Here is a 21,992-nt window from a genome sequence, read left to right on the forward strand (position 1 = left end):
ACCACACCGAACACGTTATTGTTTGTAAAAATAAAAAACCGCCAAATTATAGCGAAAGAAAATCAAACAGTCGATAGAAACCGGAAAAATCAATAGAAAACCGGCTAAAATTGCACAATTTATCAACAATTTTGAATAAAGAAAAAAGTGCGGTCAAAAATAACCGCACTTTTTATCGAATTATAAACCTTTCGGTAAACGAATTTTTTGACCTGGGAAAATCTTATCCGCATCTTTAATCACTTCTTTGTTCGCTTCAACGATAGCGGTATATTTCGCGCCATTTCCGTAAGCTTTCTCAGCGATTTTCCACAAAGTGTCACCTTTTTGGATTACATAGAATGTTTCATCACTGCTTAAGGTTTCACCGTTATTGATGCTTGCATCGCTTGTTACTGAGTGGATACCTTGAATGTTACCCGCCATTAATACTGCTTTTTCTAATGCTGCTGCAGTTGATGCCACACCTTGGATATTGGCTACACCATTTTCAACGGTAACAGATAAGTTTTCTACGCCTGGATTGTCTTCTGCAATGTGTTGAGTCACAGCTTTAGACGCCTCTTCTTCTTTAGAAAAAATTTTCTTACCGATGTCACTGACAAAATCAAATAAACCCATTTTAACGTTCCTTTTGTATGTTTGTTTAAGGGATTATTACGATACTGAAATTCCCTTAAGAAGTCTATAAACCAGAGTGTAAAGCTATGTAAATATTCCAAGAAAACTGATCTAAAATTGACCGCACTTTGATAGAATACGCCGATTTTCAATTTACTCACTCAGCAAGGACAAATTATGCGTTGGCAAGGTCGTAAAGAAAGCTCAAATATTGAAGATAGACGTGGCTCTGGCGGCGGTAACTTCGGTGGAGGAAGAGGCACTGGTGTTTTCGGTATTATTATCTTATTAGTTGGTGCTTATTATGGCGTGGATCTTTCAGGCTTAGTGGGCACACCGGATTTTTCAGGACAAAGCTCTCAACGATTAGAAACCCAAGAAGAACAGCAGCTTGCGAGTCTTTCTAAAGTTGTATTAGCGGATACTGAAACCGTTTGGGGACAATATTTTAGACAAATGGGTAAAACCTATAGCGAGCCAACCATGGTGCTTTACAATGGCGTAACCCCAACCGCTTGTGGTACGGGTCAATCTGCAATGGGCCCATTCTACTGTCCAAGCGATCGCAAAGTTTACCTTGATTTATCATTCTATAATGAAATGAAAAATAAACTGGGTGCAGCAGGTGATTCAGCCTTTGCTTATGTAATTGCGCACGAAGTCGGTCACCATGTGCAAAATATGCTTGGTATCCTGCCGCAAGTGAATCGAGCACAACAAAGCAGCGATCGCAAAACTGCAAATCGACTTTCTGTTCAATTAGAACTTCAAGCTGACTGTTTCGCCGGTGTTTGGGCGAGCCAAGCGGTGAAAAGTGGTTTATTTGAACGCGGCGATGAAGAGAAAGCATTTAATGCAGCAGAAGCTGTGGGCGATGACCGTTTACAAAAACGCAACCAAGGTTATGTGGTACCGGATAGTTTCACTCATGGTACATCGGCACAACGTCTAGAATGGTTCAGAAAAGGCTTGCAAAGCGCTAACCCTTCTATGTGTAATACCTTTAACCAATAAGATCTTTAAGGCTGATTCATATCAACCTTTTTATTTCAGCATAAAAAAAGTGCAGATCATTTTGAGCCACACTTTTATTATTGTCTTGATTATGCAAATGCCTGTAATTCAGGGTTGATTGGTGTTTCAGCGATGTTGTTCACATAGTTGCATAATGTGGCGAGGCTGACACCTAAAATCACATCAATAGCATTTTCTTGAGTATAACCTGCATCAAAGAATGCTTTAAGCTGCGCTTCAGTTAATTTTGCTTTTTGCAAAATAACGGCAAGGGTGAAACGTGCTAAAGTATCCAGTTTTTTATCACTTTCAATACGAGCTGTCGCACGAATTTGGTTTACAAGCTCTTCTTCAAGTTTTAATACTTTTAAAGCGATCTTCGTGTGGCCTGCTACACAGAAGCCACAACCATTGACTACCGCAGCAGTAATTTGCACCACTTCGCGTTCTGTTGCGGTTAAGCTGTTACGACCATTAATACCACCGACAGTGCGATAAGTTTCAAGTGCAGTAGGGGCATTCGCGAGAACACCAATTAAATTTGGAATAAAACCATTAGCATTTTGTACGGCTTTTAAAGTTTCTTGTGCTGCTTCAGGGGCTGATTCAATGGTGTGAATTTTAAATTGAGACATAAACTACTCCTACGGGATAAATCATAAATTTCCGTTTGATAATACCTTTCTAACTTAAATAATAAAAAGAAGAAAAGCTTATTTCATATAGCCAAAAGTTATGATTATTTTGGCGTCGCTATGCTGCCGTATCTGTACCTGCTACTAACGCAACGAAGAAGGTTGGAATCGCCACACGTAACGCTTGTAATGCAAGACCGCTGAAGTGACAGAATTCAATGCCACGGAAGTTCGCTTTTGCGGCAAAATCATCGGCTTTGTGTTGAAGGAAGATGATTAAAGTACGCACGAAGATAGTTAATACTTGACCTGCCGCGGCCACTGGAGACGATGAGTTTGACGTTCGTCCAATACACTCCCCATACCGCAAATGGCGGCAATGAGTGTGACTAAAATAATTTCCATTGTTGTCATAATGAATTTTTGAGGTATTTATAAATTAAGCGCAAAGTGCGGTTGATTTTGAAATAATTTTTGCTGAATAGAAAGCATTTCGCTCCAAATAAGAAACAGTTAAAATAAGCTAAATTTTATCTTTGGAGTTTTAATGTTTTTTGTTTATCTCATTATCGCTTTAGCAGCAGGTGTCGCACTCGCGACGCAATCAGCCATTAATACGCAATTAGCGAAAGCCATGAGTGGTGAAGCGGTGATTGCTACCTTTATTTCTTTTGCGGTAGGCACGATTTTTCTCTTTTTTATCGCCTTGGCTAAAACTGATTTATGGGGCAATTTATCCACGATTCCATCACAACCTTGGTGGAAATTAATTGGTGGGGTGCTTGGCGCTGTTGTCGTGTTCACAACCGTTTTGCTTGCACCTAAATTAGGGATTACTGCGATGTTATTTTTTATCATCATCGGGCAATTAATTACGGCTGCCACTATCGATCATTTTGGTCTTATCGGTATGCCGATTCGAGAAGTAAATATCACAAAATTTATTGGATTAATTATTGTTGGCTTTGGATTAGTATTTTATTTCTTTGGAGATAAGTTGGTTGAGCTATTTGGGGCGAGATAGGATAGAATACGTCTCTATTTATTGATTAATCGCGTAATTGGGGAATCTATGCGAAAGCGTTGCCTGTGGGCGTTGATTATTTTGTTGCTGTTGATTGTAGTAAGCGTTGGCTTAGTACGCGTTTTTGCGACCCCAAAACGTGTAGCGCAACTCACCAATCATTTTTTAGCACCGCATTATCACATTGAATTAGCCGATGACTGGCAATGGGAAACAACAGGTTTAACGCTGTCAGAGCTAAAAGTGAAAACCGACCACTGTACGCTTGTGAACCTGAATAATACTCAGGTGACTTGGTGGAATACGCATAGTCTTGATGTTGAAAAGGCGAGCTTGAATTATGATTGTTTAACTCATTTACCCAATGATAATGCTGAAAAAACACCGCCAAATTTGACCGCACTTTGGGCAGCATTGCCGATTTCTCATGTTAATGTTAAACACTTTCAATTAACGAATGCCGAAGCCTTAACACAAGAGGCTTTAAAACCTTTCTTATCGGCTGATTGGGCGTTAGACGCAAACTATAACGGCAACCAATTAGCACTTGAAGCGCAAGCCAATAATGACGGACTTGAGCTTCATCATCAATCGACTGTCACGCCAAAAGATGGTATTTTCCAATGGGCGGGCAGTACGAACATCAAACAAACAGATGATAAAACCTACGATCTTCATTTCTCTGCGAATTTTGATCCTGATCTTTCTCAACTCCCTCAACAAGGAAATGTTTTATTCAATTGGAATAACCCTGAACTGGCTGTAACCAAAGGCGAGGCAAAAGTGTCGTGGCAAGGGGCAGATGGCCAATTAAATGCCCAAGATTTAACAACTAATTCACTATTGTTGGATGTGCCTTTTGTGTTCACCAAAGACGGCTTGGATATTTCATGGGGGAAATTTTATTGGACCTTCGATAGCTATCAACCGGTCAAAGGCTTCCTTGGGTTATCTATTCACCGTGCTGCAGAAGGCTTATTGCCATTGAGCATTGATATGAACGTGATCCTACAAACCTTTGGTGAAATGGGCAAAGGGGAGATCGTGATTTCAGGCAAAAATGGTGAAATCGGTGGTGGCGATGACAATAATGAATTGGATTTTGAGCTGAAAACACGCGGGGATTTACGTTATAACGCAACCGTGGCGCAAACCAATTTAACCTATCATCTTGGCGGGCTCTTCACCCATCCAGTGGTGTATTTTTATCCGGGTTCCGTCTTTAAAATGGATACTGTTCAGCCAGATACCAAATTGCATGTTCGTTTACCGTTAGATGACATTATTATCGGTCGTTATGGCTTGGAAGGGCGTTTGCTCGCAACATTAAAGGGCACGACACCACAGTTTGAAAATCTCGATTTAAAATTAGATGGAAATGCCCATGAGTTTATTGCGGGTATTAAAACGGTGTTTGACTTGAGGGATGAAGAACATAAGTTGCAGTCGGTAGAGAAACAAGCGACAAACCGTTGGGATTGGACAATCAATGGCAGTGCAAACTGGAAATCTTTAAATACACCAGTCAAAATGGAAGGTAAAGGCTTTTGGGAATCCGATCATATTGAATTAAATCAACTTTCTGCCCATTCTAAAGAAGTGAAAATGAAAGAGGTAAAAATGGCACCACTTTCATTGGAACTTAAAGATCGACTCCGTTGGGATTATGAAGAAGGGCATATTCGAGGTTTGTTGCAAGCGAAAACAGATTGGATTGAACTGGCTTATGGCGGCCGTTTTGTTTCGCCTGTTTTCGGCTTAGGTATTGATGGTAAGAGTATCAGTAACTTCAATTTTGCAGGTGATTTAAAGGCTGGTTCGCTTGGGCCTTTAGATGTCTTGGGTGTATATCAGAATAGTGCACTTTCAGGCGAAATTAGCTGGAAAGAACAATCCGCAAAAGTGTTCCAATCACTTTTCCCTCAACAATGGAATTGGATAATTCATGAGGGCAGCATTAAAGGACAAAGTGAATTCGCAATCAATGACAATGGCATGAAGATGAAGGGGGAGCTGAATCTTAAAAATGGCAAAATTACTATGCCAGATGGTGAGATTTATGGCTTGAATATTCGCTTCCCGATGAATTATGAAAACTCGGCATTGCAAGTGGCTTCGGGTAAACCGATCCATATTTCGACTCAAAATATTCGCTATGGCGCGCTTTCTGTCGCAAATGGGGAATTGGATTTGTTTGGGCGTTATCCGAACACCATGAAAAATCCGCTTACTTTGAGAAATGTGAAAGTTTCCTTATTTGATGGCGTATTGACGGTGCCTCAGCTCACTTTCCCACAAAGTAAAATGGCGACACTTTCATTTACTAATATTGATTTAGCCCAAGTGTTAGCCTTGGCACAATATAACCAAGTAACCTTAACCGGCCGCGCCAATGCGACCCTGCCATTTTGGCTGGGACATAAGGAATGTTTGATTTGTAATGGCACATTGGAACAAGTGGGAAATGTATCCATCAAATTAACCGATGAAATGGTGAAAGGGCTGAAAAAAGGCGGTTGGACAGAAAATATTTTGGTGGATTTATTAAAAGAAATGGAACTGCAAAATTCCCATGCGGCGGTGACGCTCGATCCGAAAGGGCAAATGACATTGCGTGCTAGTATTAGCGGATTTAATCCAACCAAGCGAACCAATAATCCGATAACGTTAAATTATACGCACCAAGAAAATATGTTTGAATTGTGGAATATGATTGACTATGGCTCGCAATTTGAACAAAATCTGCAATATAAACTTTATAAGCAATTAGACAAAGACAAATGATAAAACACTTTAAATTTCAACCGCACTTTTTTATTTTGGCGGCAATGTTTACACTTATAGCTTGCACTCCGACCATTCAATTGGACACCCCAAAGGAAGGTATCACCATTAATATGAATGTGGTGGTGGACCACAATATTAAAGTGGAAATGGATGAGAAATCTCAAAAAGCTGTGAGCGAAGTTGATTCTTCGAAGAAATAATTGAATCAATTAAAAAGGCCATCTGTATGTTAGATTTCAGATGGCCTTTTTCTTTTAAAGTGCGGTTAGATTTCCAAATGTTTTTTGTAAATATTCTAGCCCAAATTTTATCAATCATTTTTCATTGATTTTGATTTACAAGCTTTTTGTTAATCAGAAGTGAATCACAAAATCTCTTATGAATCATTTTTCCATAAATTTGATTCACAAACTTGTTTGTTAATCATAAATAAGTGATAATGCAATTTATCAATCAAAAATTAGTTTTTTTGATTCGCAAAGGGATAATAGTATGTATAAGCTGCTTAACTTTGATGATGCTGTTCAGTATCACTATAATCAATTTCCTCCTAAATCATTAGATTACACCTTTTAACGATGAATACGTGCACCCCTTAGTGGGTGCATAATTTAACGATGCCGTGTTCATTTGCACACGATGATAACGATTGGGTGCATTAGTCACTGTTGCACTCATGAACACGGTCTCCTCTCGGTATTATCTCAGTAACAAACTGGGATTTGATTATTTCTCCATCACATAATTCGTTAAGGAAATTCCGTTTCTCATAACTTGTTGCTCCTTAACCAACCTATATCCTCTATGCAAGAAAAACGGCTTTGCTGTAATGGATGCGTGCGTTGTGATTTTAACAAAACCATTTTCTAACCTATTGCATAACTCACTTGCGATTCCTTGTCTTTGATAATCCTTGTGTACGAACAATCTATCAAGGTAGCCTGTGTTATCTATATCTCCAAAGCCTACAACAGTATTATCTTCTATGGCTACAAACGTATTATGTTCTAAAAAAGATTTGTTCCAAACACATAAATCAACATTTCCTGTTGCCCAAACATCTAACTGTTCCTGTGAATAGTCTTTGGCATTTACGGTATGAACAGTTTGATAAAATAACTCTGCCAGTTGCTCACAATCTGATGATATATATTTTCGAATAAACATTTCGATTTCCTCCACAAATTCAAATTTATTTATTCAATTACAAACTAACAGTTATTATTACTTTCCTTCTAATCCTTTAATGCCACTATCACCAAGTTTTTGCAGTGACATTAATTGTGTTCTAGCAAGTTTTCTAAGTTCCCTCATTCTTTCTTTTTGCTCCATACCTTTTCCAATAAGAATCGCATTATAGTTTTCCATATTGGCAAGTACAAGTAACTCATTCAGACTTGCATAATCTCTCATATTACCTCTTAGATCTGGATTCTCTTCACGCCACTGTTTCGCTCTTTTGTTAAATAAAGCAACATTAAGCATATCTACTTCACTTGCATACTTATAAGATATCCCACTAAAACCGACGTCATGCTGAGCGATCCGGCAATCAGATTATCGTTGAAAAACGTAATCTCGTCTTGTGATTCGCGTAACGCCATAATGTACAGCAACGGCAAGTAATGATCTGGCGTTGGCACAGAAAGCTCGGCTTTTTCGCCTAACTGTTCATAATGCACCAAGGTTTTATCATCTTGTGTCGCAATCGCCTGATTGACTGTTTCACGGAAAGCAAACGCCCAGTCATAACCCGCACCGATTTGATCGATATGTTCCCAACTTATCGCTCTCAGATTATGCACAATATTGCCGCTGCCGATAATCAGCACACCTTGTTCTCGTAAAGCAGATAATTTTTTCGCCAAATTGAAATGCCATTCTGCCGATTGCAAACGGTTAAGGCTCAGTTGCACCACAGGAATATCGGCATCGGGATAGAGATATTTCAACACTGCCCATGCACCATGATCAAAACCACGCGTTGGGTTCAGCTCGACATTTTCCGGCTGTAATAATGACCGCACTTGCTCCGCCAACTCAGGCGAACCAGGCGCGGGATATTGCACTTGGCTGAGTTCATCGGGGAAGCCGTAGAAATCGTAAATCATTTCAGGGTGTTCACCTGAGGTCACCTGCAAACGGCTGCTGTACCAATGTGCGGAAATCATCAAAATGGCTTTTGGTTTGGCAAACTGTTGCGTAATTAGGCTGAAATTCTGATTGAACGGGTTTTCCTTATCTAACGCATTCATCGGGCTACCATGCCCAACGAACAATACAGGCATTTTTTCATTATTTTCTCCTCAATATTTGATGGAGCAGATTGTACGGTTAAATCTTTGTGTGAAAAATACCACTTTATGAACAACATCTTTTACTAATCAGAAATAATGAATGATAAGGTTTAGAGAGATTGATGTGTTAAATAAGGTAAATATGACAAAGTGCGGTTAAATTTCACGAAAATTTTACTTAAAATTTACTTCATTTACAGTTTATTATCTTTATATTTAGGCTGTTAAAAACCACCAAAACAAAGAAAACAAAAGAAATAGGAATTTGGCGAAATTTTACGGACGTAAGTTGGCGGGAATTATTGAAAACAGGGGCTTTGCGGTGCATTGCCCCTTTTTTTATTCTTAGGGAAAGAAAACTAAGAAAAAATCAGATCTTTGGTTGATTTAGTCAAAATGAACCAGAAAAACTAAGAATTTAAACAAAAAAGAAAAAGTCCGTTTAAATGGCGTTTAAATCTTTAAATCAGGCTATGCCCGATATGCACTACTTGCCCGATGATTTGTAGGTTTTGAGCATTTTCGCCTGTAATGCTGATTGGCGGGTATTCCTCTTTGTTATCGCTGATAAGCGAAATACCGTTCCATTCCATCTTCACACGCTTAACCCACACACTTTCGCCGTTTTGAACAAGGTAAATGCGGTCGCCTTGAATTTCTTTGCGGCTTAAATCTACTAACATCTGATCGTAGTTATTGATAGTTGGTAGCATTGAATTGCCGTTTGCCCAGAATACGGCGCAGTTATCTGCTTTTACGCCTAGGCTTGTTAGCAATTCGTCTGAATACGGCTCTTGTCCATCAGGCTGGGTGATACCCTCGTTAAAACTCCCAAATCCTGCAGAAACGTTGATGGAGCTATAACTATCAATCATACTCACCCCTTCCTCTAACATTGCTTGCATTCTTTCAAATGCACGGCTAACAAGGCTTCCTGCAGGCTTTTCTGCTGTTGTCTTTTCTTCTTTTATTTTACCGGTCGCAAGCCATTCAATGCTTACTCCTGTAACTTCTGCAATTTTTACAAGGTTGGAACGAGATGGATCGGCTTCACCTTTTCGCCATCTTGTAATTGTAGAAAGTGTTACGCCTGTTTTTCGAGCAAATTCGCTTGGGCCATTCAGTTTATCTACTAGATATTCAATCCTTTCTGGGAAATTGTCTTGATTTTGGTACTGCATACTAACCTCTTTAGTCGTAATAGTTAAATAATTACAACTATTACGGAATTAAAAACCAAATTATTACCCGTAATAGAACTAATTAAGTCATTGTTTTTATTCTAAATAGTAAAATAATAGATTAAAATATAACCAAATGAAACTATTACGGTGTATTTTATAGTTGCAATATGCAACTATTACGGATAATATACACCACATAAGGTACAGCAAAAAAGGTGTATTAAATGAGTGTATTAGAAAAAACCAAAAAAACCGCAGAACAGGATTGGCACCGAGCCGATATTCTTGCGGAATTAAAAAAGAATGGTTGGTCGCTTCGCTCTTTAGCAAAAGAGGGGCAAGTCAGCTACAACACATTAAAAACAGTTTTGGATAAATCTTATCCAAAGATGGAGCGTTTAGTTGCAAATGCAATTGGTGTTCCACCTGAAGTTATCTGGGCTGGTCGTTTTGCTGAACGAAATAAAAAACCAACATTACAACATAAGTACTGATTTTAACCGTAAAAGTTATAAAAAGGAACATTTATGGATAATCAAAGCTTAAAAACGCACTATTCAGTGTATGAGTTAGCAAACTTAAAGCTAAAAACACTACCTTCAGCCCCCAAAAACATTTGGGAACAAGCCAAGCGAGAAAACTGGAAATCTCAAAAACGCCAAGGGCGTGGTGGCGGGCTGGAATATGAATTAGCCAGTTTACCAATCGAAGTGCAAAACGAACTGCTGCTCAAAACTACCCCAGAGCAAACGGCGGTAGCTTTGCAAAAAATCGAAGAAACTCGACCGCTTGCAAGCAATGAAGTCTGGCAATTATGGGACGAAGCAAGTGCAAAAGCCCAAGAGCAAGCCAAAATCAAACTTGGCACGATGTTTGCAGTAGCAAATTTAGTGGAAAGTGGTGTGAACGTGTTAGATGCCTTCCAGCTCGTCTGTGGTAAAGAAAATGCCGAACGGCTGAAAAATAACGAGAAATTACTCTCAGTTGGTTCTTTAAAAAATTGGTGGTATCGGGTCAAAGACGCCCCACGGCAAGATTGGCTGCCCTTAATGCTAAACAACAGCGGCAAGAGTAGCAAAAATGTGGCGGAAATAGATGAAGAGGCTTGGCAGTTCTTCAAAAATTTCTACTACAGTCGTGAAAAACCCTCACTGGCTCACAGCTATGAGGTATTAAAACAAGCCGCACAATACAACGGTTGGCGTATTCCCTCTCGCTCTTCGCTGAAACGCAAAATGGAACGAGACGTACCAAAAACCGAAGAAGTGTTCCGTCGTGAAGGTCAATACGCATTAAGCCGGCTTTATCCCTCACAGGTTCGCACCGTGGCAATGTTACAAGCGATGGAGTGGATCAACGGCGACGGTTATCAACACAACGTTTGGGTGCAATTCCCCGATGGTGAGATCAAACGCCCGAAAACATGGCTTTGGCAAGATGTTCGCACCCGTAAAGTGCTGGCTGCTAGAACTGATAAATCGGAAAACACCGACACCATACGCCTCAGTCTGCTTGATGTGATTAGTCGCTACGGTTTGCCGAAACACTTAACCATCGACAACACCCGAGCGGCAGCCAACAAGAAAATGACAGGTGGGGTAAAAAACCGCTACCGCTATCAAGTAAACGAAAACGAAGTGCAAGGCATTATTCCGGCACTCGGCATTGAACTGCACTGGACGTCGATTCAATTCGGCAAAGGACGCGGTCAAGCCAAACCGATTGAGCGTGCGTTCTCTCACGGTGGTTTGGGAGATTATGTTGATAAGCATCTTTTGTTGAGAGGGGCTTACGCTGGGGCAAATGCTTATGAAAAGCCTGATTATGACGGCAAAAACGGTGCAGAACAGCCTGTCGATTACGCCACATTCTTAATGGCATTAGAGCAAGGCATTCAGCAATGGAACAACGTGGGCAACCGCCTCACCGAAATTTGTGCAGGCAAAAGCAGTTATGCCGAAGCCTTTGAGCGAGATTGGGCGGTTGCTGAAAAACGCCCCATCAACCAAAGTCAAATGCGGTTATTGCTCACACTTCACGAGGAAGTTCGCCTTAACCAAGACGGCACGTTCTACCTCAACGCAGGCAAAATCGGCACTAATAAAAACCGTTACGAGTCGCTGGAGCTTATCGGTACGTCACACAAAAGAGTTGTGGTGCGCTATGACCCAGCAAATCTTCACGACAAAGTGTGGGTATATGCCTTAACAGGCGAATACTTGACGGAAGCAGAAATTACCGAGAAAGCAGGCTTTGGCGACCAAATGGCAGGACGCGAACATAACAAAGCAATGCGCAACTGGGTAAAACATACCGAAAAAGCGGCGAAAGAACGCGCCAAAGCGGAAGAAATGGAACTCAGCAATTACGCACCAACGGTGGAATTTGAAGAGCGGTTCTTGGAAATGTTGCCAGAGCCAGTAAAAGCCCCTCAACCGCAAGCAGAAGAGGTGGAATATGAAGAAGTGCTAGATTTCAACGCAGTGCGAAAAGTACCTAAAAAGGTTGAAGTAGAAACCGAAGAAATCAGCGAATTTGAACAAGCTTTTATGAACGCCGTGGCGATGAAACGCAAGATTTAAACGCCATTTAAACGAATTTAAACATTTAAACGAGGTTTAAAAATGAACTTAGTCAATCAAATCCAACAACACTTAACCAACAGCCAAATCACTCAAGCTCAGCTTGCTCGCGAAGCAGGCGTAAATGCAGGTGCATTGTCAGCATACCTTAACGACAACTACAAAGGCAACATTGCAGATGTGGAAGCAAAACTAACTGCTTACCTTGAGAAAAAAGCGGTGCAAGCCCGTGAGTTTGTAGAGGCACCAGCCTTTATTGAAACAGCGACATCTCGTCAAATTTTCAAAACGCTGGAATTTGCTCAAATCGCTAACTGTTTGGCGACCGTGTACGGCATGAGCGGGGTCGGCAAAACCAAAGCAATCCAAGAATTTGCCAAAAACCACGCTAACGTCTGGCTGGTCACCGCAAGCCCAAGCCGTTCAAGTTTAAGCGAAATTCTTTACGAAATCGCCCTTGAGTTAGGCATCAGCGACGCACCACGCAGAAAAGGCACGCTCTCACGCCTGATTGCCCGCAAAATCAAAGGCACAGAAGGCTTGCTGATTGTCGATGAAGCCGACCACCTTCCTTATGAGGCACTCGAAGAACTCCGCATTATGCAAGAAGAAGCTGGCATTGGCTTAGTGTTGGTGGGGAACGACAAGGTTTACACCCGCATGAAAGGTGGTATTAGCCCAAGTCACGAATACGCCCGCTTGTGGTCACGCGTGGCAAAAAATACCAGCATTCAAAAAACCAAAAAGGCAGACACGCAGGCAGTCGCTGCAGCGTGGGGCTTAGAAACCGACGAAGATGCCTTAAAAGTGATGCAAAGCATTACCGAAACAGGCGGTGGTTTGCGAATTTTAACCCAAACGCTACGCCTTGCAGGAATGGTAGCAAAAGGATCTGGCAAGTTGATTGATGCCGACTTAATCATTAAAGCTCGCCAAGAGTTATTAGGCAAAGGCGAATAGGAGGATTTATGCAAAAAGTTTACAACAAAATGGCAGGCGAAATGATGAGCCCTCGCAATGCCGTTATCCATAACCAATTAGCTATGCTTGAAATCGCCACACTTGAATGCGAAGCCTTGGGGCTTGAGGTGGAAACCGTCGAATGGTTCGACAACAGTCGCCCCCGCTTAGTGGTAAAAGATTGCTCAGCTTTGCGCCATTTAATTAAGACTGGTAAAGCCTTTAATTATGGCTCGGAAGTGAAAAACGGCATCCGTATTTACCTAAATCAAATGATAGTAAAAGGCGTAAAAATTATTTGGAAATCAGATGTAACTAAACATTAACCACAGGAGAAACTATGGCAACGAAAGTAAAAAGCCAAGCGAAATTACGCTTTGTAAGCGTAGAACAGGTGCAAAGTGCGATTAAAGAAATCGGCGATTTAAGCCGTGAGCACACTCGCCTTGCGACCGAGATGAACGACAAGATTGGGGCAACAAGTGAACACTATGCCCCGAAATTGAAAGCCTTAAAAGAAGAGATTGAACCATTGCAAAAGGCGGTGCAGGAATACTGTGAGGCAAACCGTGATGAGCTTACCGAGTTCGGCAAAACTAAAACAGCGAACTTTGTCACCGGCGAAGTGCAATGGCGACAACGTCCACCATCAGTCGCCATTCGTGGAGCGGAAGCGGTGATGGAATTCTTGCAACGTATGGGCTTCGACCGCTTTATTCGCACCAAGCAAGAAATCAACAAAGAAGCGTTGCTCAATGAGCCTGATGTCGCAAAAGGGATTGCCGGCGTGACAATTAAACAAGGGCTAGAAGATTTTGTGATTAAACCGTTTGAGCAGGAGGCGAGATAGTGAGAAAGCCAAAACAGAAACTTTTAACGTTTCCAAACGTATGTTTATTGCTTCTTGGGATTTGTAGCATGCTAGGTTTAGCAGTGGTTTGGTTTATTCCATTTGTTGGCCAGGCCTTAATTTGGAACTCCCTCGTTTTTCTATGCTGGGTTGTGTATTTCGAAGTGCGCGGCTTAAAAGATTGGGGCGAACACAATCTTGAGCAATTAGTAAAGATGGCTGAAGTTTCCGCAGCAGCAGCTTACAAAATTAAGCAGCATGGTGGCAAAGTGATAATGAATGGTAAGGAGATGTAATGAGTGCCTCCGTAATTTGCTTAATCGTTGCCAGCGTACTATCGCTTATCGTGCTGTATTTGGAACAAGATTAAAGCCTATTTAAAAGCCCTTTAAATCTCCCCTAACCCCTCTTTGCAAAAGAGGGGGACGGACTGAGGGGCTTTCGTAATAAGTTTTAACCCACAGGAGAAACCGATGAAAACCAAACGACCACATGCCAAAAGCGTGGAAAACTTCAACCGCTACCGCTTTTATGCGGAAAAAGCAGCAAAAGAAGAACAAGCCGGCAATTACGAAGAAGCCGAAACCAATTGGGATTTAGCAATGCTTTCTGCCAGCCCCGAAAACAAAGAATGGGCAATCCACCGACGCGATCTTTGCCAACGTATGCATCAAAGACCATTTGAGGGGGAATAATGACAACCCAAACCTTAAATTTAGATGATGTTACCCGTGAAGTAGCCGATGTCATCAGCAATTTTGAACTGGTGCAATCTTGCGTATTAGGCGGTGATATTGAAACCGCAAAAACAATGTATGCCAGAACATTAGAACAGGCAAAAAAATTCGGTCGCCGTTTAGCTTATAGTGAAATCAAAATGGAATTCGGTGCGGTGTTTGATCCGAATTGTTAAAGCAAATTTACAGCCTATTTTAACCGCACTTTGAGTAGGCTGAATAATGTATTTTAAAAGGAATAACGGAGTATTTATGAAAGGCTATGAAATTACTCTTGAGGATAAAGGGCAAGACTTCACAAAACTTATAACCAATAAAGACGGCATTGTAGTTAAAGCAGAGCCGTACCAGACGGAAATATGGAAAGGAGCCTTAATCCCTATTAGTCAGCAGAAAATTGGTGATCTGTGTATGATTCATCATTTACCACATATTGAATATGGTTACCTACAATACAAGGTGTTAGATATTAAAAAATTTAATTGTTGAGTAAAAAGCATTTAATTAGCTAGGAGGTAACGATGATTACAGTTGAACAATGGAAACAAATTAAAACTGCCTTAGATGGTATTTGTGGTGGTGTTAAATTTCTCTATAAAGAGAAAACTTTATCCGTATATGTAACACAAAGGGGTCGAAAATTAGAGCTTAATGTTTATATAAATGGAGAAATTCGAGGATATTGGCAAAACCCTGTCAGCGAAATGCATCCGTTGGCGAAAGAAGTTTGGTATATCTCAACACGTCAAGTCTATTCTGCCAAACAGAAAAAAGAGTTGAAACAATTTTTGAATAAAAAAGAGCTAAATCAGAAAGTGGAAATCTTGTTGCCGTGGTTTCCTTCTCCAACCGCATTTATTCGGCAATATAAGAAGCTCGAAGGCTTAGAATTGTTAGAGGTGCTTTAATGACTGACAAAGCTAAACTAATCCAGCTGATCCATATTGGCAAGCAGCAATTAAATATGGACGATTTCAGCTATCGTGAAATGGTCAAGCGGCTGACCAATAAAACCAGCTCCACCAAATGCACTATCGTAGAACTGCACAAAATCTTACATGAGCTGCAACAAAAAGGGGCTAAAGTAAAATGGTTTGCAAAATGCGGCACAAAACCGACCGCTTATAGTCCTGCCACAGGTGAAACCAAGGTAAAAAGTGAAATTGCTCATAAAATCCGAGCTGTCTGGATTCAGATGGGTAAGCACGGATTTTTAGCTGACCCAAGCGAAAAAGCCTTAAACAGCTATATGCGAAAAGTGATGAACAGAGATAAAAGCGTACTTGCCCTCAATGTTGGGGCGTTAAACGGCAACGAAGCAAGCCGATTTTTGGAAATTTTGAAAAGATGGCATAGACGGATAATGTTCAAAGCTATCAGCGAAAAAGGCTATGAATTAGGCGACCCAGAAGCCAGTTACGATACCGTGACGGAGTATTTTAATGAAGTTATGTAGATGTCCCATTTGCCACAGCGATATACATCTCGAAGGCTTAATCGAAGACGATGCTGGGCGTGAACTGCTTGGCAAAATTAGCCAACTTACCCACGGTTGCGCCCAGCCGATGGTCGGTTACTTAGGCTTATTTAAGCCAACTAAAAGCAATCTCAACAACGCCCGTGCGTTAAAAATTGTCAGCGATGTATTAGAACTTTACCCTTGCTCATTGTTACTGGCACAGGCATTATCGGAAACAGTAGCAAGCCTACGCAAAAAACGCCAACAAGCCTTGCAAGCGGGGCAGAAAATTGAACCACTGACGAACCATAATTATTTAAAATCGGTGTATGAGACTCAAAAACCACACTTTGCTGTGATTCGCTCTGGCAAAAATCAGTCAGAAACCGTCAAAGCCCAACAAGCGGAAGACAAAAAAGTGCAAGATGCGATTTTATACGTCGAACGTTTCGCGCAGCTCGGGCAGGAAGAATTTGTGAAAAACACCTCCGAATACCAAATTTGGCTGAAACACAAACAGCAAAAACAAGCCCTTTAAACTCTCCCCAAGGCGGTCATTACCGCCTTTTTTCTTGTCTGTTATTTACGATTTTTAACTTTTTGCTATTCGCTAAAGCCTTGCTATATAAGGCTTAAAGCCACTTTTCGCCTTGCATTAAGAAAAATTGTGCTAGTGGGAAATTTTAGGTTTTGTACAATAGGCACATTGATAAATTGAATTGGGTAAGCTATGTCGCAAACATTACAACAAACAGGATTATTTGATGATGAACATGCCGATATTGGGGCGTTATTCGACCATTTAGACCAAATCCCCAGCGTAGAGTTAGAAAACCGCTGGCCGTCGTTATTGGTGGAAGTGATTGATGTAATGCAGGCGGAACTATTACGCCAGAATTTTGGAGAAGATAAAGCAAAAAAGACCGCTTCCAAGCTCGTGGGCGTAATGGCTCACTATTTCGGCGGCAAGTCATTTTATCTGCCCGCAGGTGATAAAATCAAAGAAGCCTTACGAGATGCACAAATTTACCAAGAGTTCACTGGTAAAAACGTGCCAGAGCTAATTAAAAAATATAGATTGTCAGAAAGTACAATTTATGCGATCTTACGCAATCAACGAACGCTTCAAAGAAAGCGACATCAGATGGATTTTAATTTTAGTTAGTAGGTCTTTATTATGGCGTTCAAATTTAGAAAAAGAATTAAGATTGCTCCAGGTATTACACTCAATTTAGGTAAAAAAGGGGTTAGCGCAACAGTTGGAGGAAAAGGAGCGTCTGTCAATGTTGGGAAAAATGGGACGTATTTAAACACCAGTATTCCAGGGACAGGGTTATCAAATAGACAACGCCTAAACCAACCGAATAAACAAAACGTACAACAAGAAGATGACAAATTCGATTGGCGACCACCAAAACTTGACGAGGGTGTTACCTTTGCTGATTTAGGTGGTGCAGAAAAATGTGCTTGGATTTGCACTTTGGCATTTTGGGCTATTCTCTGTCTTATCCAGCTTGTTATCGTATTGATAAGTTTTTCGTGGGATCTCGCTAAACTAGCTTTTTTGGGGTTCCTTCTGTATCTACTATTCAAAATTTTTTAGTGTGATAACTCACAAACTCACTCCATAACCCAATCCCCTAAACTCCAGTTATTAAATAATCCTTAATAACTGGAGTTTTTTTATGTGTTTACCTATCACCAAAATTGTCGTGCATTGCTCAGCCACTCAAAACGGCAAGCGACTTCGTACCGCTACCCAAACCGCTACTCAACGCATTGATGATTGGCACAAACAGCGTGGCTTTCAGCGTTTAGCGGGCAACTACAAGCAATTCAACCCACATCTGCAACATATCGGCTACCACTTCGTCATAGACACCGACGGCACGGTTGAAACAGGTCGTCGTGAGGGCGAAACAGGCGCCCACGTTAAAGGGCATAACCTTAACAGTCTTGGCATCTGCTTAGTCGGTGGGATTACCAAAGACAAACGCAATCACGGCGAATATACGGAAGCCCAATGGAGAGCCTTGCACCGTTTACTGCGTGAGCTTGAAGCTAAATATCCCAGCGCTCGCATTTGTGGACATCGTGATTTAAGCCCAGACCTAAATGGCGATGGCACAATCACGCCTAATGAATGGATTAAAGACTGCCCTTGCTTTGATGTGTGGAGCTGGTTGGATAGCGAGCAAGTGGTCAATCTTGACCATCTTCACGAGGAGTAACAAGCGGTGGGATTTTCTGAACTTTTTACTAATGCAGATGGACGACTTTCCACTACTGCCAGCATTCAATTTTGGGGCTTCGTTGCTGCCACCGGTGTGCTGTTGTACTCGGTTTATTTAGATAAGCCCTATGTACCAGAAATGTTCAGCACCTTTTTATTTGCCTGTGTTGGCACTGCTGCCACCAAAGGTGTGGCAAATGCCCTTTCACAACGGAGAGAACAAGAAAAAGAGCAAGGGAGAGAGCAAGAATGATGAATTTAATTTTAGTCTTTTCTGGTGTGATTGCTTCATATGGTGGGTATCTCTACCTACGTTTACGTCAAAGCCAAAAGCAAGCAGCCACTTTACAAAAAGAAAAAGAACAGTTGAAAACTCAAAAAGCTGTTGCCGAAACTAAAGTTAAAAATTACCAAGTGAAACAGAAAAATGAAGAAAACCTTATTAGCCGTAACCGTACTAGCCTACTTGAGCGGATGCACCACGACGGCGACCTCCGTGATTAACCCTAGCTGTGCCGGTTTTAGCTTAATCAAAGCCAGCCGACAAGATACCACTGAAACCCTGCGACAGGTTGCCGTGCATAACGCCACCTATCGCCAAATTTGTGAAGAACAACCCTAATGGCAGATGTATTAGACCAATTAAATGAGCGAGAAGAAACCCTCTTACAAAACATACTCGCCCCACATTTAGATACCGAATTGAGCGATGATGAAGTGGACGCAATTGCCGAAGCTGGTCGCCAATGTAGCGAATGTGGCTTGCCCATTCCCACTGCACGCTTGCGTGCGAATCCATTCGCTCACCGCTGTGTAAGTTGTCAGCAAGACTGGGAGGAAGGACGATGATTAGCGAATTTTGGGAATTCGTGCGATCCAATTTTGGTGTTATTTCCACCCTGATTGCGATTTTTATCGGGGCATTTTGGCTCAAACTCGACAGCAAATACGCTAAAAAGCACGATTTAAGCCAACTTGCCAACATTGCCCGCAGCCACGATAACCGCCTAGCAACGCTGGAAAGCAAAGTGGAAAACTTACCGACTGCGGTCGATGTGGAACGCTTAAAAACCTTGGTGACCGATGTCAAAGGCGATACCAAAGCTACCTCACGCCAAGTCGATGCGATGAGCCACCAAATGGGCTTGTTATTAGAAGCAAAATTAAAGGAATGATGAAATGTCGTTTAAAGAATTGATTAAACAAGATCAACGTTTAGTGATTTTACGCTCCCTTGTGGACGCAGGCTATGATGCCAACGAATCTATTTTAGATGATTGTTTGGCACTTTATGGGCATAAAATTAGCCGTGATTTAGTCCGCAACCACCTCAACTGGTTAGAAGAGCAAGATTTGGTGAAAATTGAACGCCTAGGTAATAGTTTTATGATTGCCAAAATCACCCAGCGTGGGCTTGATGTAGCAAATGGCGAAGCCGTGGTGGATGGTGTCAAGAAGCCCGCTCCTAAAATTTAAGCCGCATTTAAAGCTGATTTAAAGGAGGTTTAAATGAGTGAAAAAAATACCCGAGGGCGTGCAAGTAAAGTCGATTTATTGCCACCGAACATTAAAACCCAACTGGCAATGATGCTGCGGGATAAGCAGTATTCACAGGCGGAAATTTTAGAAGAAATTAACGACTTAATCCGTGACTGTGGTTTGCCTGAAAATATGCAACTTAGCAAAACAGGCTTAAACCGTTATGCCAGCCGAATGGAGAAAGTGGGTGCGAAAATTCGACAAGCCCGAGAAGTGGCAGAGATTTGGACAAAGCAATTTGGTGAAGAAAACACAAAAACTGATATTGGCAAACAAGCCATCGAATTAGTGAAATACTTAGCGTGGGATTTGTCTAGCAAATTAAGTGAATCTGATAACGTTGCGCCAAAAGAATTGGCTATGCTTGCAAATACCGTGCAACGACTGGAACAAGCCGCAAGTTTAAGTTATGAGCGTGAACGCAAAATCCGTAAAGAAGTAGCGCAATTAGCGGCAGAAACCGCTGAAAAAGTGGTGATGCAGGCGGGGCTTTCAGCCGATACGGTCGCCCAAATCAAGCAACAAATTTTAGGAATTGCCTAATGCAAGCCTTACCCGACTTAATCCCCTTTGATCCAAATGCCTTACTGCTTGGCTATCAAAAACGCTGGGTGGCAGATGGCAGTCAGCTCAAAATTGCCGAAAAATCCCGTCGAACAGGTTTAACCTGGGCGGAAGCAGCCGATGATGTAATGATTGCTAGCCTCGCCAAATCTGAAGGTGGTTCAGATGTTTTCTATATTGGCTCCAACAAAGAGATGGCACGAGAATTTATTGATGCTTGTGCAATGTGGGCAGCACAATTTAACCGTGCGGCAGGCAAAATCCAAGAAGAGCTATTACAAGACGAAGACAAAGATATTCTCACTTATGTGATTTACTTTGCTTCAGGCTTCAAAATTAAGGCGTTATCCAGTAACCCGAAAAACCTGCGGGGTATGCAAGGGGTCGTCTGTATTGATGAAGCTGCCTTCCATGAAAAATTGGCCGAAGTGTTAAAAGCCGCACTTGCTCTCACGATGTGGGGGGCAAAAGTGCGGTTAATTTCCACCCATAATGGCGTGGATAACTTATTCAACCAGCTGATACAAGACAGCCGTGCTGGGCGAAAAAGCTACTCGGTGCATACCATCACCCTTGATGATGCTTGTGCGGAGGGCTTATATCAACGTATTTGCCAAGTCAGCAAACAGCCGTGGACGCCTGAAAAAGAAGCTGCATGGAAAGCTGGTCTGTTGCGTGAAACCGCCACCGAAGACGATGCACTGGAAGAATACTACTGCGTGCCCAAAGCCAGTTCTGGGGCGTATATCCCACGCCCAATGATTGAGCATGCAGCGACAGAAGGCAAGGTCAAACTGCGTTTTGAGTGCGACACCAAATTTATGGAATGGACGGAAGACGAACGCACGGTCATCACCAGTGAATTTTGCCTTACTCAATTACTACCGCACTTGCAAGCCCTTAATCCTGACCGCCGACACGCCTTTGGGGTGGATTTTGCCCGCAGTGCTGACTTAAGCGTTTATGCCGTCTGTGCCGTACAACCTGACACCGCACGCCATTTTGACTTAACGCTGGAAATCAAAAACTGCCCATACAACCAACAAAAACAAATAATGCTGTTTATGTTGGCAAATCTGCCACGCTTTATTGGTGCTGCCTTTGACGCCACCGGCAACGGCGGCTATTTGGCAGAAGCAGCTTTAATTCGCTACGGCAGTAGTATGGTCGAAGCGGTGCAACTGAATGAAAAATGGTATCGGGAGTGGATGCCGAAATATAAAGCCTTGTATGAGTCGGGTTATATCCAAATCCCGAAAGATGAAGAAATCATCTTAGACCACGGGCATATTCAGGTGATTAACGGCGTACCAAAAATTGACAAAGCCCGATCTAAAGACAAATCAGGCAAACGCCACGGCGATAGTGCGGTGGCGTATTGCATGGCAGTGCGTGCCAGTTATATGACAGGCGGTGAAATTGATTTTATCCCACTACCCGACAAACATTCAGACCGCAACAATGACGAATTTGATGACTTTATGCCCAACGATTGGGACTGGTAAG

The 21,992-nt window shown here is 41.8% G+C and carries 32 protein-coding genes and 1 pseudogene; 26 read left to right on the plus strand and 7 right to left on the minus strand.

Annotated elements, in window-relative coordinates; translation table 11 throughout:
- Positions 1–180: 180 nt before the first annotated feature.
- The gene (gene lysM / locus QQS40_RS01445; protein WP_128786841.1) at positions 181–621 is read right to left on the minus strand and encodes a peptidoglycan-binding protein LysM; all 441 of its coding nucleotides are present in this window, start codon (positions 619–621) and stop codon (positions 181–183) included.
- A gap of 177 nt (positions 622–798) precedes the next feature.
- On the opposite strand from lysM, the gene ypfJ reads away from it, so the two are divergent.
- Entirely contained in the window at positions 799–1,635 is an 837-nt protein-coding gene (gene ypfJ / locus QQS40_RS01450; RefSeq protein WP_128786840.1) for a KPN_02809 family neutral zinc metallopeptidase, read from the plus strand.
- Between the two features lie 89 nt (positions 1,636–1,724).
- Here the strand turns inward: ypfJ and QQS40_RS01455 are convergent, their stop codons facing one another.
- On the minus strand, positions 1,725–2,270 hold the full coding sequence (locus QQS40_RS01455) for a carboxymuconolactone decarboxylase family protein (RefSeq protein WP_128786839.1): 546 nt from the start codon (positions 2,268–2,270) through the stop codon (positions 1,725–1,727).
- A 127-nt stretch (positions 2,271–2,397) separates the two neighbouring features.
- Positions 2,398–2,684: pseudogene (locus QQS40_RS01460) on the minus strand (PTS sugar transporter subunit IIC); the annotation flags it as partial.
- A 133-nt stretch (positions 2,685–2,817) separates the two neighbouring features.
- Here QQS40_RS01460 and QQS40_RS01465 point away from each other — a divergent pair.
- Genes QQS40_RS01465 through QQS40_RS01475 form a run of 3 tightly spaced genes read left to right on the plus strand, consistent with a single transcriptional unit; the run spans position 2,818 to position 6,281 of the window.
- Complete coding sequence (locus QQS40_RS01465) at positions 2,818–3,294, plus strand: DMT family transporter (RefSeq protein ID WP_289902178.1); 477 nt, start codon at positions 2,818–2,820, stop codon at positions 3,292–3,294.
- A 48-nt stretch (positions 3,295–3,342) separates the two neighbouring features.
- Positions 3,343–6,078, plus strand: a complete 2,736-nt coding sequence (locus QQS40_RS01470; protein ID WP_289902177.1) for a YdbH family protein — start codon at positions 3,343–3,345, stop codon at positions 6,076–6,078.
- Entirely contained in the window at positions 6,075–6,281 is a 207-nt protein-coding gene (locus tag QQS40_RS01475) for a YnbE family lipoprotein (RefSeq protein WP_289902176.1), read from the plus strand. Before QQS40_RS01470 ends, QQS40_RS01475 begins: the two co-directional genes overlap by 4 nt.
- Positions 6,282–6,807: 526 nt before the next feature.
- Here the strand turns inward: QQS40_RS01475 and QQS40_RS01480 are convergent.
- The 4 genes from QQS40_RS01480 to QQS40_RS01495 all read right to left on the minus strand — a co-directional run bounded on the left by QQS40_RS01480 (position 6,808) and on the right by QQS40_RS01495 (position 9,559).
- Positions 6,808–7,248 carry a GNAT family N-acetyltransferase gene (locus QQS40_RS01480; protein WP_289902175.1) on the minus strand — a complete coding sequence of 147 codons (441 nt, stop codon included), beginning with the start codon at positions 7,246–7,248 and terminating at the stop codon, positions 6,808–6,810.
- 57 nt (positions 7,249–7,305) lie between these two features.
- Entirely contained in the window at positions 7,306–7,566 is a 261-nt protein-coding gene (locus QQS40_RS01485; protein ID WP_289902174.1) for a hypothetical protein, read from the minus strand.
- Positions 7,567–7,568: 2 nt separating this feature from the next.
- Entirely contained in the window at positions 7,569–8,369 is an 801-nt protein-coding gene (gene ygiD / locus QQS40_RS01490; protein WP_289902173.1) for a 4,5-DOPA-extradiol-dioxygenase, read from the minus strand.
- A 470-nt stretch (positions 8,370–8,839) separates the two neighbouring features.
- Positions 8,840–9,559, minus strand: coding sequence for a LexA family transcriptional regulator (locus QQS40_RS01495; RefSeq protein ID WP_329505681.1), 720 nt, complete (start codon positions 9,557–9,559; stop codon positions 8,840–8,842).
- Positions 9,560–9,786: 227 nt separating this feature from the next.
- Between QQS40_RS01495 and QQS40_RS01500 the strand changes: the two genes are divergently transcribed.
- The 22 genes from QQS40_RS01500 (at position 9,787) to QQS40_RS01605 (ending at position 21,991) form a co-directional block, all read left to right on the plus strand.
- Positions 9,787–10,056, plus strand: a complete 270-nt coding sequence (locus QQS40_RS01500; RefSeq protein WP_329505683.1) for a helix-turn-helix domain-containing protein — start codon at positions 9,787–9,789, stop codon at positions 10,054–10,056.
- 33 nt (positions 10,057–10,089) lie between these two features.
- Complete coding sequence (locus tag QQS40_RS01505; protein WP_329505685.1) at positions 10,090–12,144, plus strand: transposase domain-containing protein; 2,055 nt, start codon at positions 10,090–10,092, stop codon at positions 12,142–12,144.
- 42 nt (positions 12,145–12,186) lie between these two features.
- Entirely contained in the window at positions 12,187–13,104 is a 918-nt protein-coding gene (locus QQS40_RS01510; RefSeq protein ID WP_329505687.1) for an AAA family ATPase, read from the plus strand.
- Between the two features lie 8 nt (positions 13,105–13,112).
- Positions 13,113–13,430 carry an HI_1482 family protein gene (locus QQS40_RS01515; RefSeq protein ID WP_329505688.1) on the plus strand — a complete coding sequence of 106 codons (318 nt, stop codon included), beginning with the start codon at positions 13,113–13,115 and terminating at the stop codon, positions 13,428–13,430.
- A gap of 14 nt (positions 13,431–13,444) precedes the next feature.
- Positions 13,445–13,954 (plus strand): host-nuclease inhibitor Gam family protein, encoded by a 510-nt coding sequence (locus tag QQS40_RS01520; RefSeq protein ID WP_329505690.1) that lies wholly within the window; start codon positions 13,445–13,447, stop codon positions 13,952–13,954.
- 68 nt (positions 13,955–14,022) lie between these two features.
- Positions 14,023–14,250: a hypothetical protein gene (locus QQS40_RS01525; protein ID WP_329505692.1), complete on the plus strand. Its 228-nt coding sequence runs from the start codon at positions 14,023–14,025 to the stop codon at positions 14,248–14,250.
- Between the two features lie 177 nt (positions 14,251–14,427).
- Positions 14,428–14,649, plus strand: coding sequence for an ANR family transcriptional regulator (locus QQS40_RS01530; RefSeq protein WP_329505694.1), 222 nt, complete (start codon positions 14,428–14,430; stop codon positions 14,647–14,649).
- Positions 14,649–14,867 carry a hypothetical protein gene (locus QQS40_RS01535; RefSeq protein WP_329505696.1) on the plus strand — a complete coding sequence of 73 codons (219 nt, stop codon included), beginning with the start codon at positions 14,649–14,651 and terminating at the stop codon, positions 14,865–14,867. Before QQS40_RS01530 ends, QQS40_RS01535 begins: the two co-directional genes overlap by 1 nt.
- A gap of 76 nt (positions 14,868–14,943) precedes the next feature.
- Positions 14,944–15,180, plus strand: a complete 237-nt coding sequence (locus QQS40_RS01540; protein WP_329505698.1) for a hypothetical protein — start codon at positions 14,944–14,946, stop codon at positions 15,178–15,180.
- A 32-nt stretch (positions 15,181–15,212) separates the two neighbouring features.
- A complete protein-coding gene (locus QQS40_RS01545; RefSeq protein ID WP_329505700.1) occupies positions 15,213–15,599 on the plus strand; it encodes a hypothetical protein in 387 nt (128 codons plus the stop codon).
- Positions 15,599–16,147: a gp16 family protein gene (locus QQS40_RS01550; RefSeq protein ID WP_329505702.1), complete on the plus strand. Its 549-nt coding sequence runs from the start codon at positions 15,599–15,601 to the stop codon at positions 16,145–16,147. The genes QQS40_RS01545 and QQS40_RS01550 overlap by 1 nt, the downstream gene beginning before the upstream one ends.
- A complete protein-coding gene (locus QQS40_RS01555) occupies positions 16,134–16,688 on the plus strand; it encodes an HI_1489 N-terminal domain-containing protein (RefSeq protein WP_329505704.1) in 555 nt (184 codons plus the stop codon). The genes QQS40_RS01550 and QQS40_RS01555 overlap by 14 nt, the downstream gene beginning before the upstream one ends.
- A 192-nt stretch (positions 16,689–16,880) precedes the next feature.
- Positions 16,881–17,315: a Mor transcription activator family protein gene (locus tag QQS40_RS01560; RefSeq protein WP_329505706.1), complete on the plus strand. Its 435-nt coding sequence runs from the start codon at positions 16,881–16,883 to the stop codon at positions 17,313–17,315.
- Positions 17,316–17,327: 12 nt separating this feature from the next.
- Positions 17,328–17,753: a DUF4236 domain-containing protein gene (locus QQS40_RS01565; protein ID WP_329505708.1), complete on the plus strand. Its 426-nt coding sequence runs from the start codon at positions 17,328–17,330 to the stop codon at positions 17,751–17,753.
- A gap of 82 nt (positions 17,754–17,835) precedes the next feature.
- On the plus strand, positions 17,836–18,381 hold the full coding sequence (locus QQS40_RS01570; protein WP_329505710.1) for an N-acetylmuramoyl-L-alanine amidase: 546 nt from the start codon (positions 17,836–17,838) through the stop codon (positions 18,379–18,381).
- Between the two features lie 6 nt (positions 18,382–18,387).
- Positions 18,388–18,636, plus strand: a complete 249-nt coding sequence (locus QQS40_RS01575; RefSeq protein WP_329505712.1) for a DUF2644 domain-containing protein — start codon at positions 18,388–18,390, stop codon at positions 18,634–18,636.
- Positions 18,633–18,887, plus strand: coding sequence for a DUF2681 domain-containing protein (locus tag QQS40_RS01580; protein ID WP_329505714.1), 255 nt, complete (start codon positions 18,633–18,635; stop codon positions 18,885–18,887). The genes QQS40_RS01575 and QQS40_RS01580 overlap by 4 nt, the downstream gene beginning before the upstream one ends.
- A 117-nt stretch (positions 18,888–19,004) precedes the next feature.
- Positions 19,005–19,232: a TraR/DksA family transcriptional regulator gene (locus QQS40_RS01585; RefSeq protein WP_329505716.1), complete on the plus strand. Its 228-nt coding sequence runs from the start codon at positions 19,005–19,007 to the stop codon at positions 19,230–19,232.
- Positions 19,229–19,558, plus strand: coding sequence for a DUF2730 domain-containing protein (locus QQS40_RS01590; protein ID WP_329505717.1), 330 nt, complete (start codon positions 19,229–19,231; stop codon positions 19,556–19,558). Before QQS40_RS01585 ends, QQS40_RS01590 begins: the two co-directional genes overlap by 4 nt.
- Before the next feature lie 4 nt (positions 19,559–19,562).
- Positions 19,563–19,859 carry a VpaChn25_0724 family phage protein gene (locus QQS40_RS01595; protein WP_329505719.1) on the plus strand — a complete coding sequence of 99 codons (297 nt, stop codon included), beginning with the start codon at positions 19,563–19,565 and terminating at the stop codon, positions 19,857–19,859.
- Positions 19,860–19,892: 33 nt separating this feature from the next.
- Positions 19,893–20,465 (plus strand): DUF3486 family protein, encoded by a 573-nt coding sequence (locus tag QQS40_RS01600; protein ID WP_329505721.1) that lies wholly within the window; start codon positions 19,893–19,895, stop codon positions 20,463–20,465.
- Complete coding sequence (locus QQS40_RS01605; RefSeq protein WP_329505723.1) at positions 20,465–21,991, plus strand: terminase large subunit domain-containing protein; 1,527 nt, start codon at positions 20,465–20,467, stop codon at positions 21,989–21,991. The genes QQS40_RS01600 and QQS40_RS01605 overlap by 1 nt, the downstream gene beginning before the upstream one ends.
- The last annotated feature ends 1 nt before the right edge of the window (position 21,992 follow it).

Source organism: Haemophilus parainfluenzae (genome assembly GCF_036288925.1).
In the GTDB taxonomy this organism is placed as follows: domain Bacteria; phylum Pseudomonadota; class Gammaproteobacteria; order Enterobacterales; family Pasteurellaceae; genus Haemophilus_D.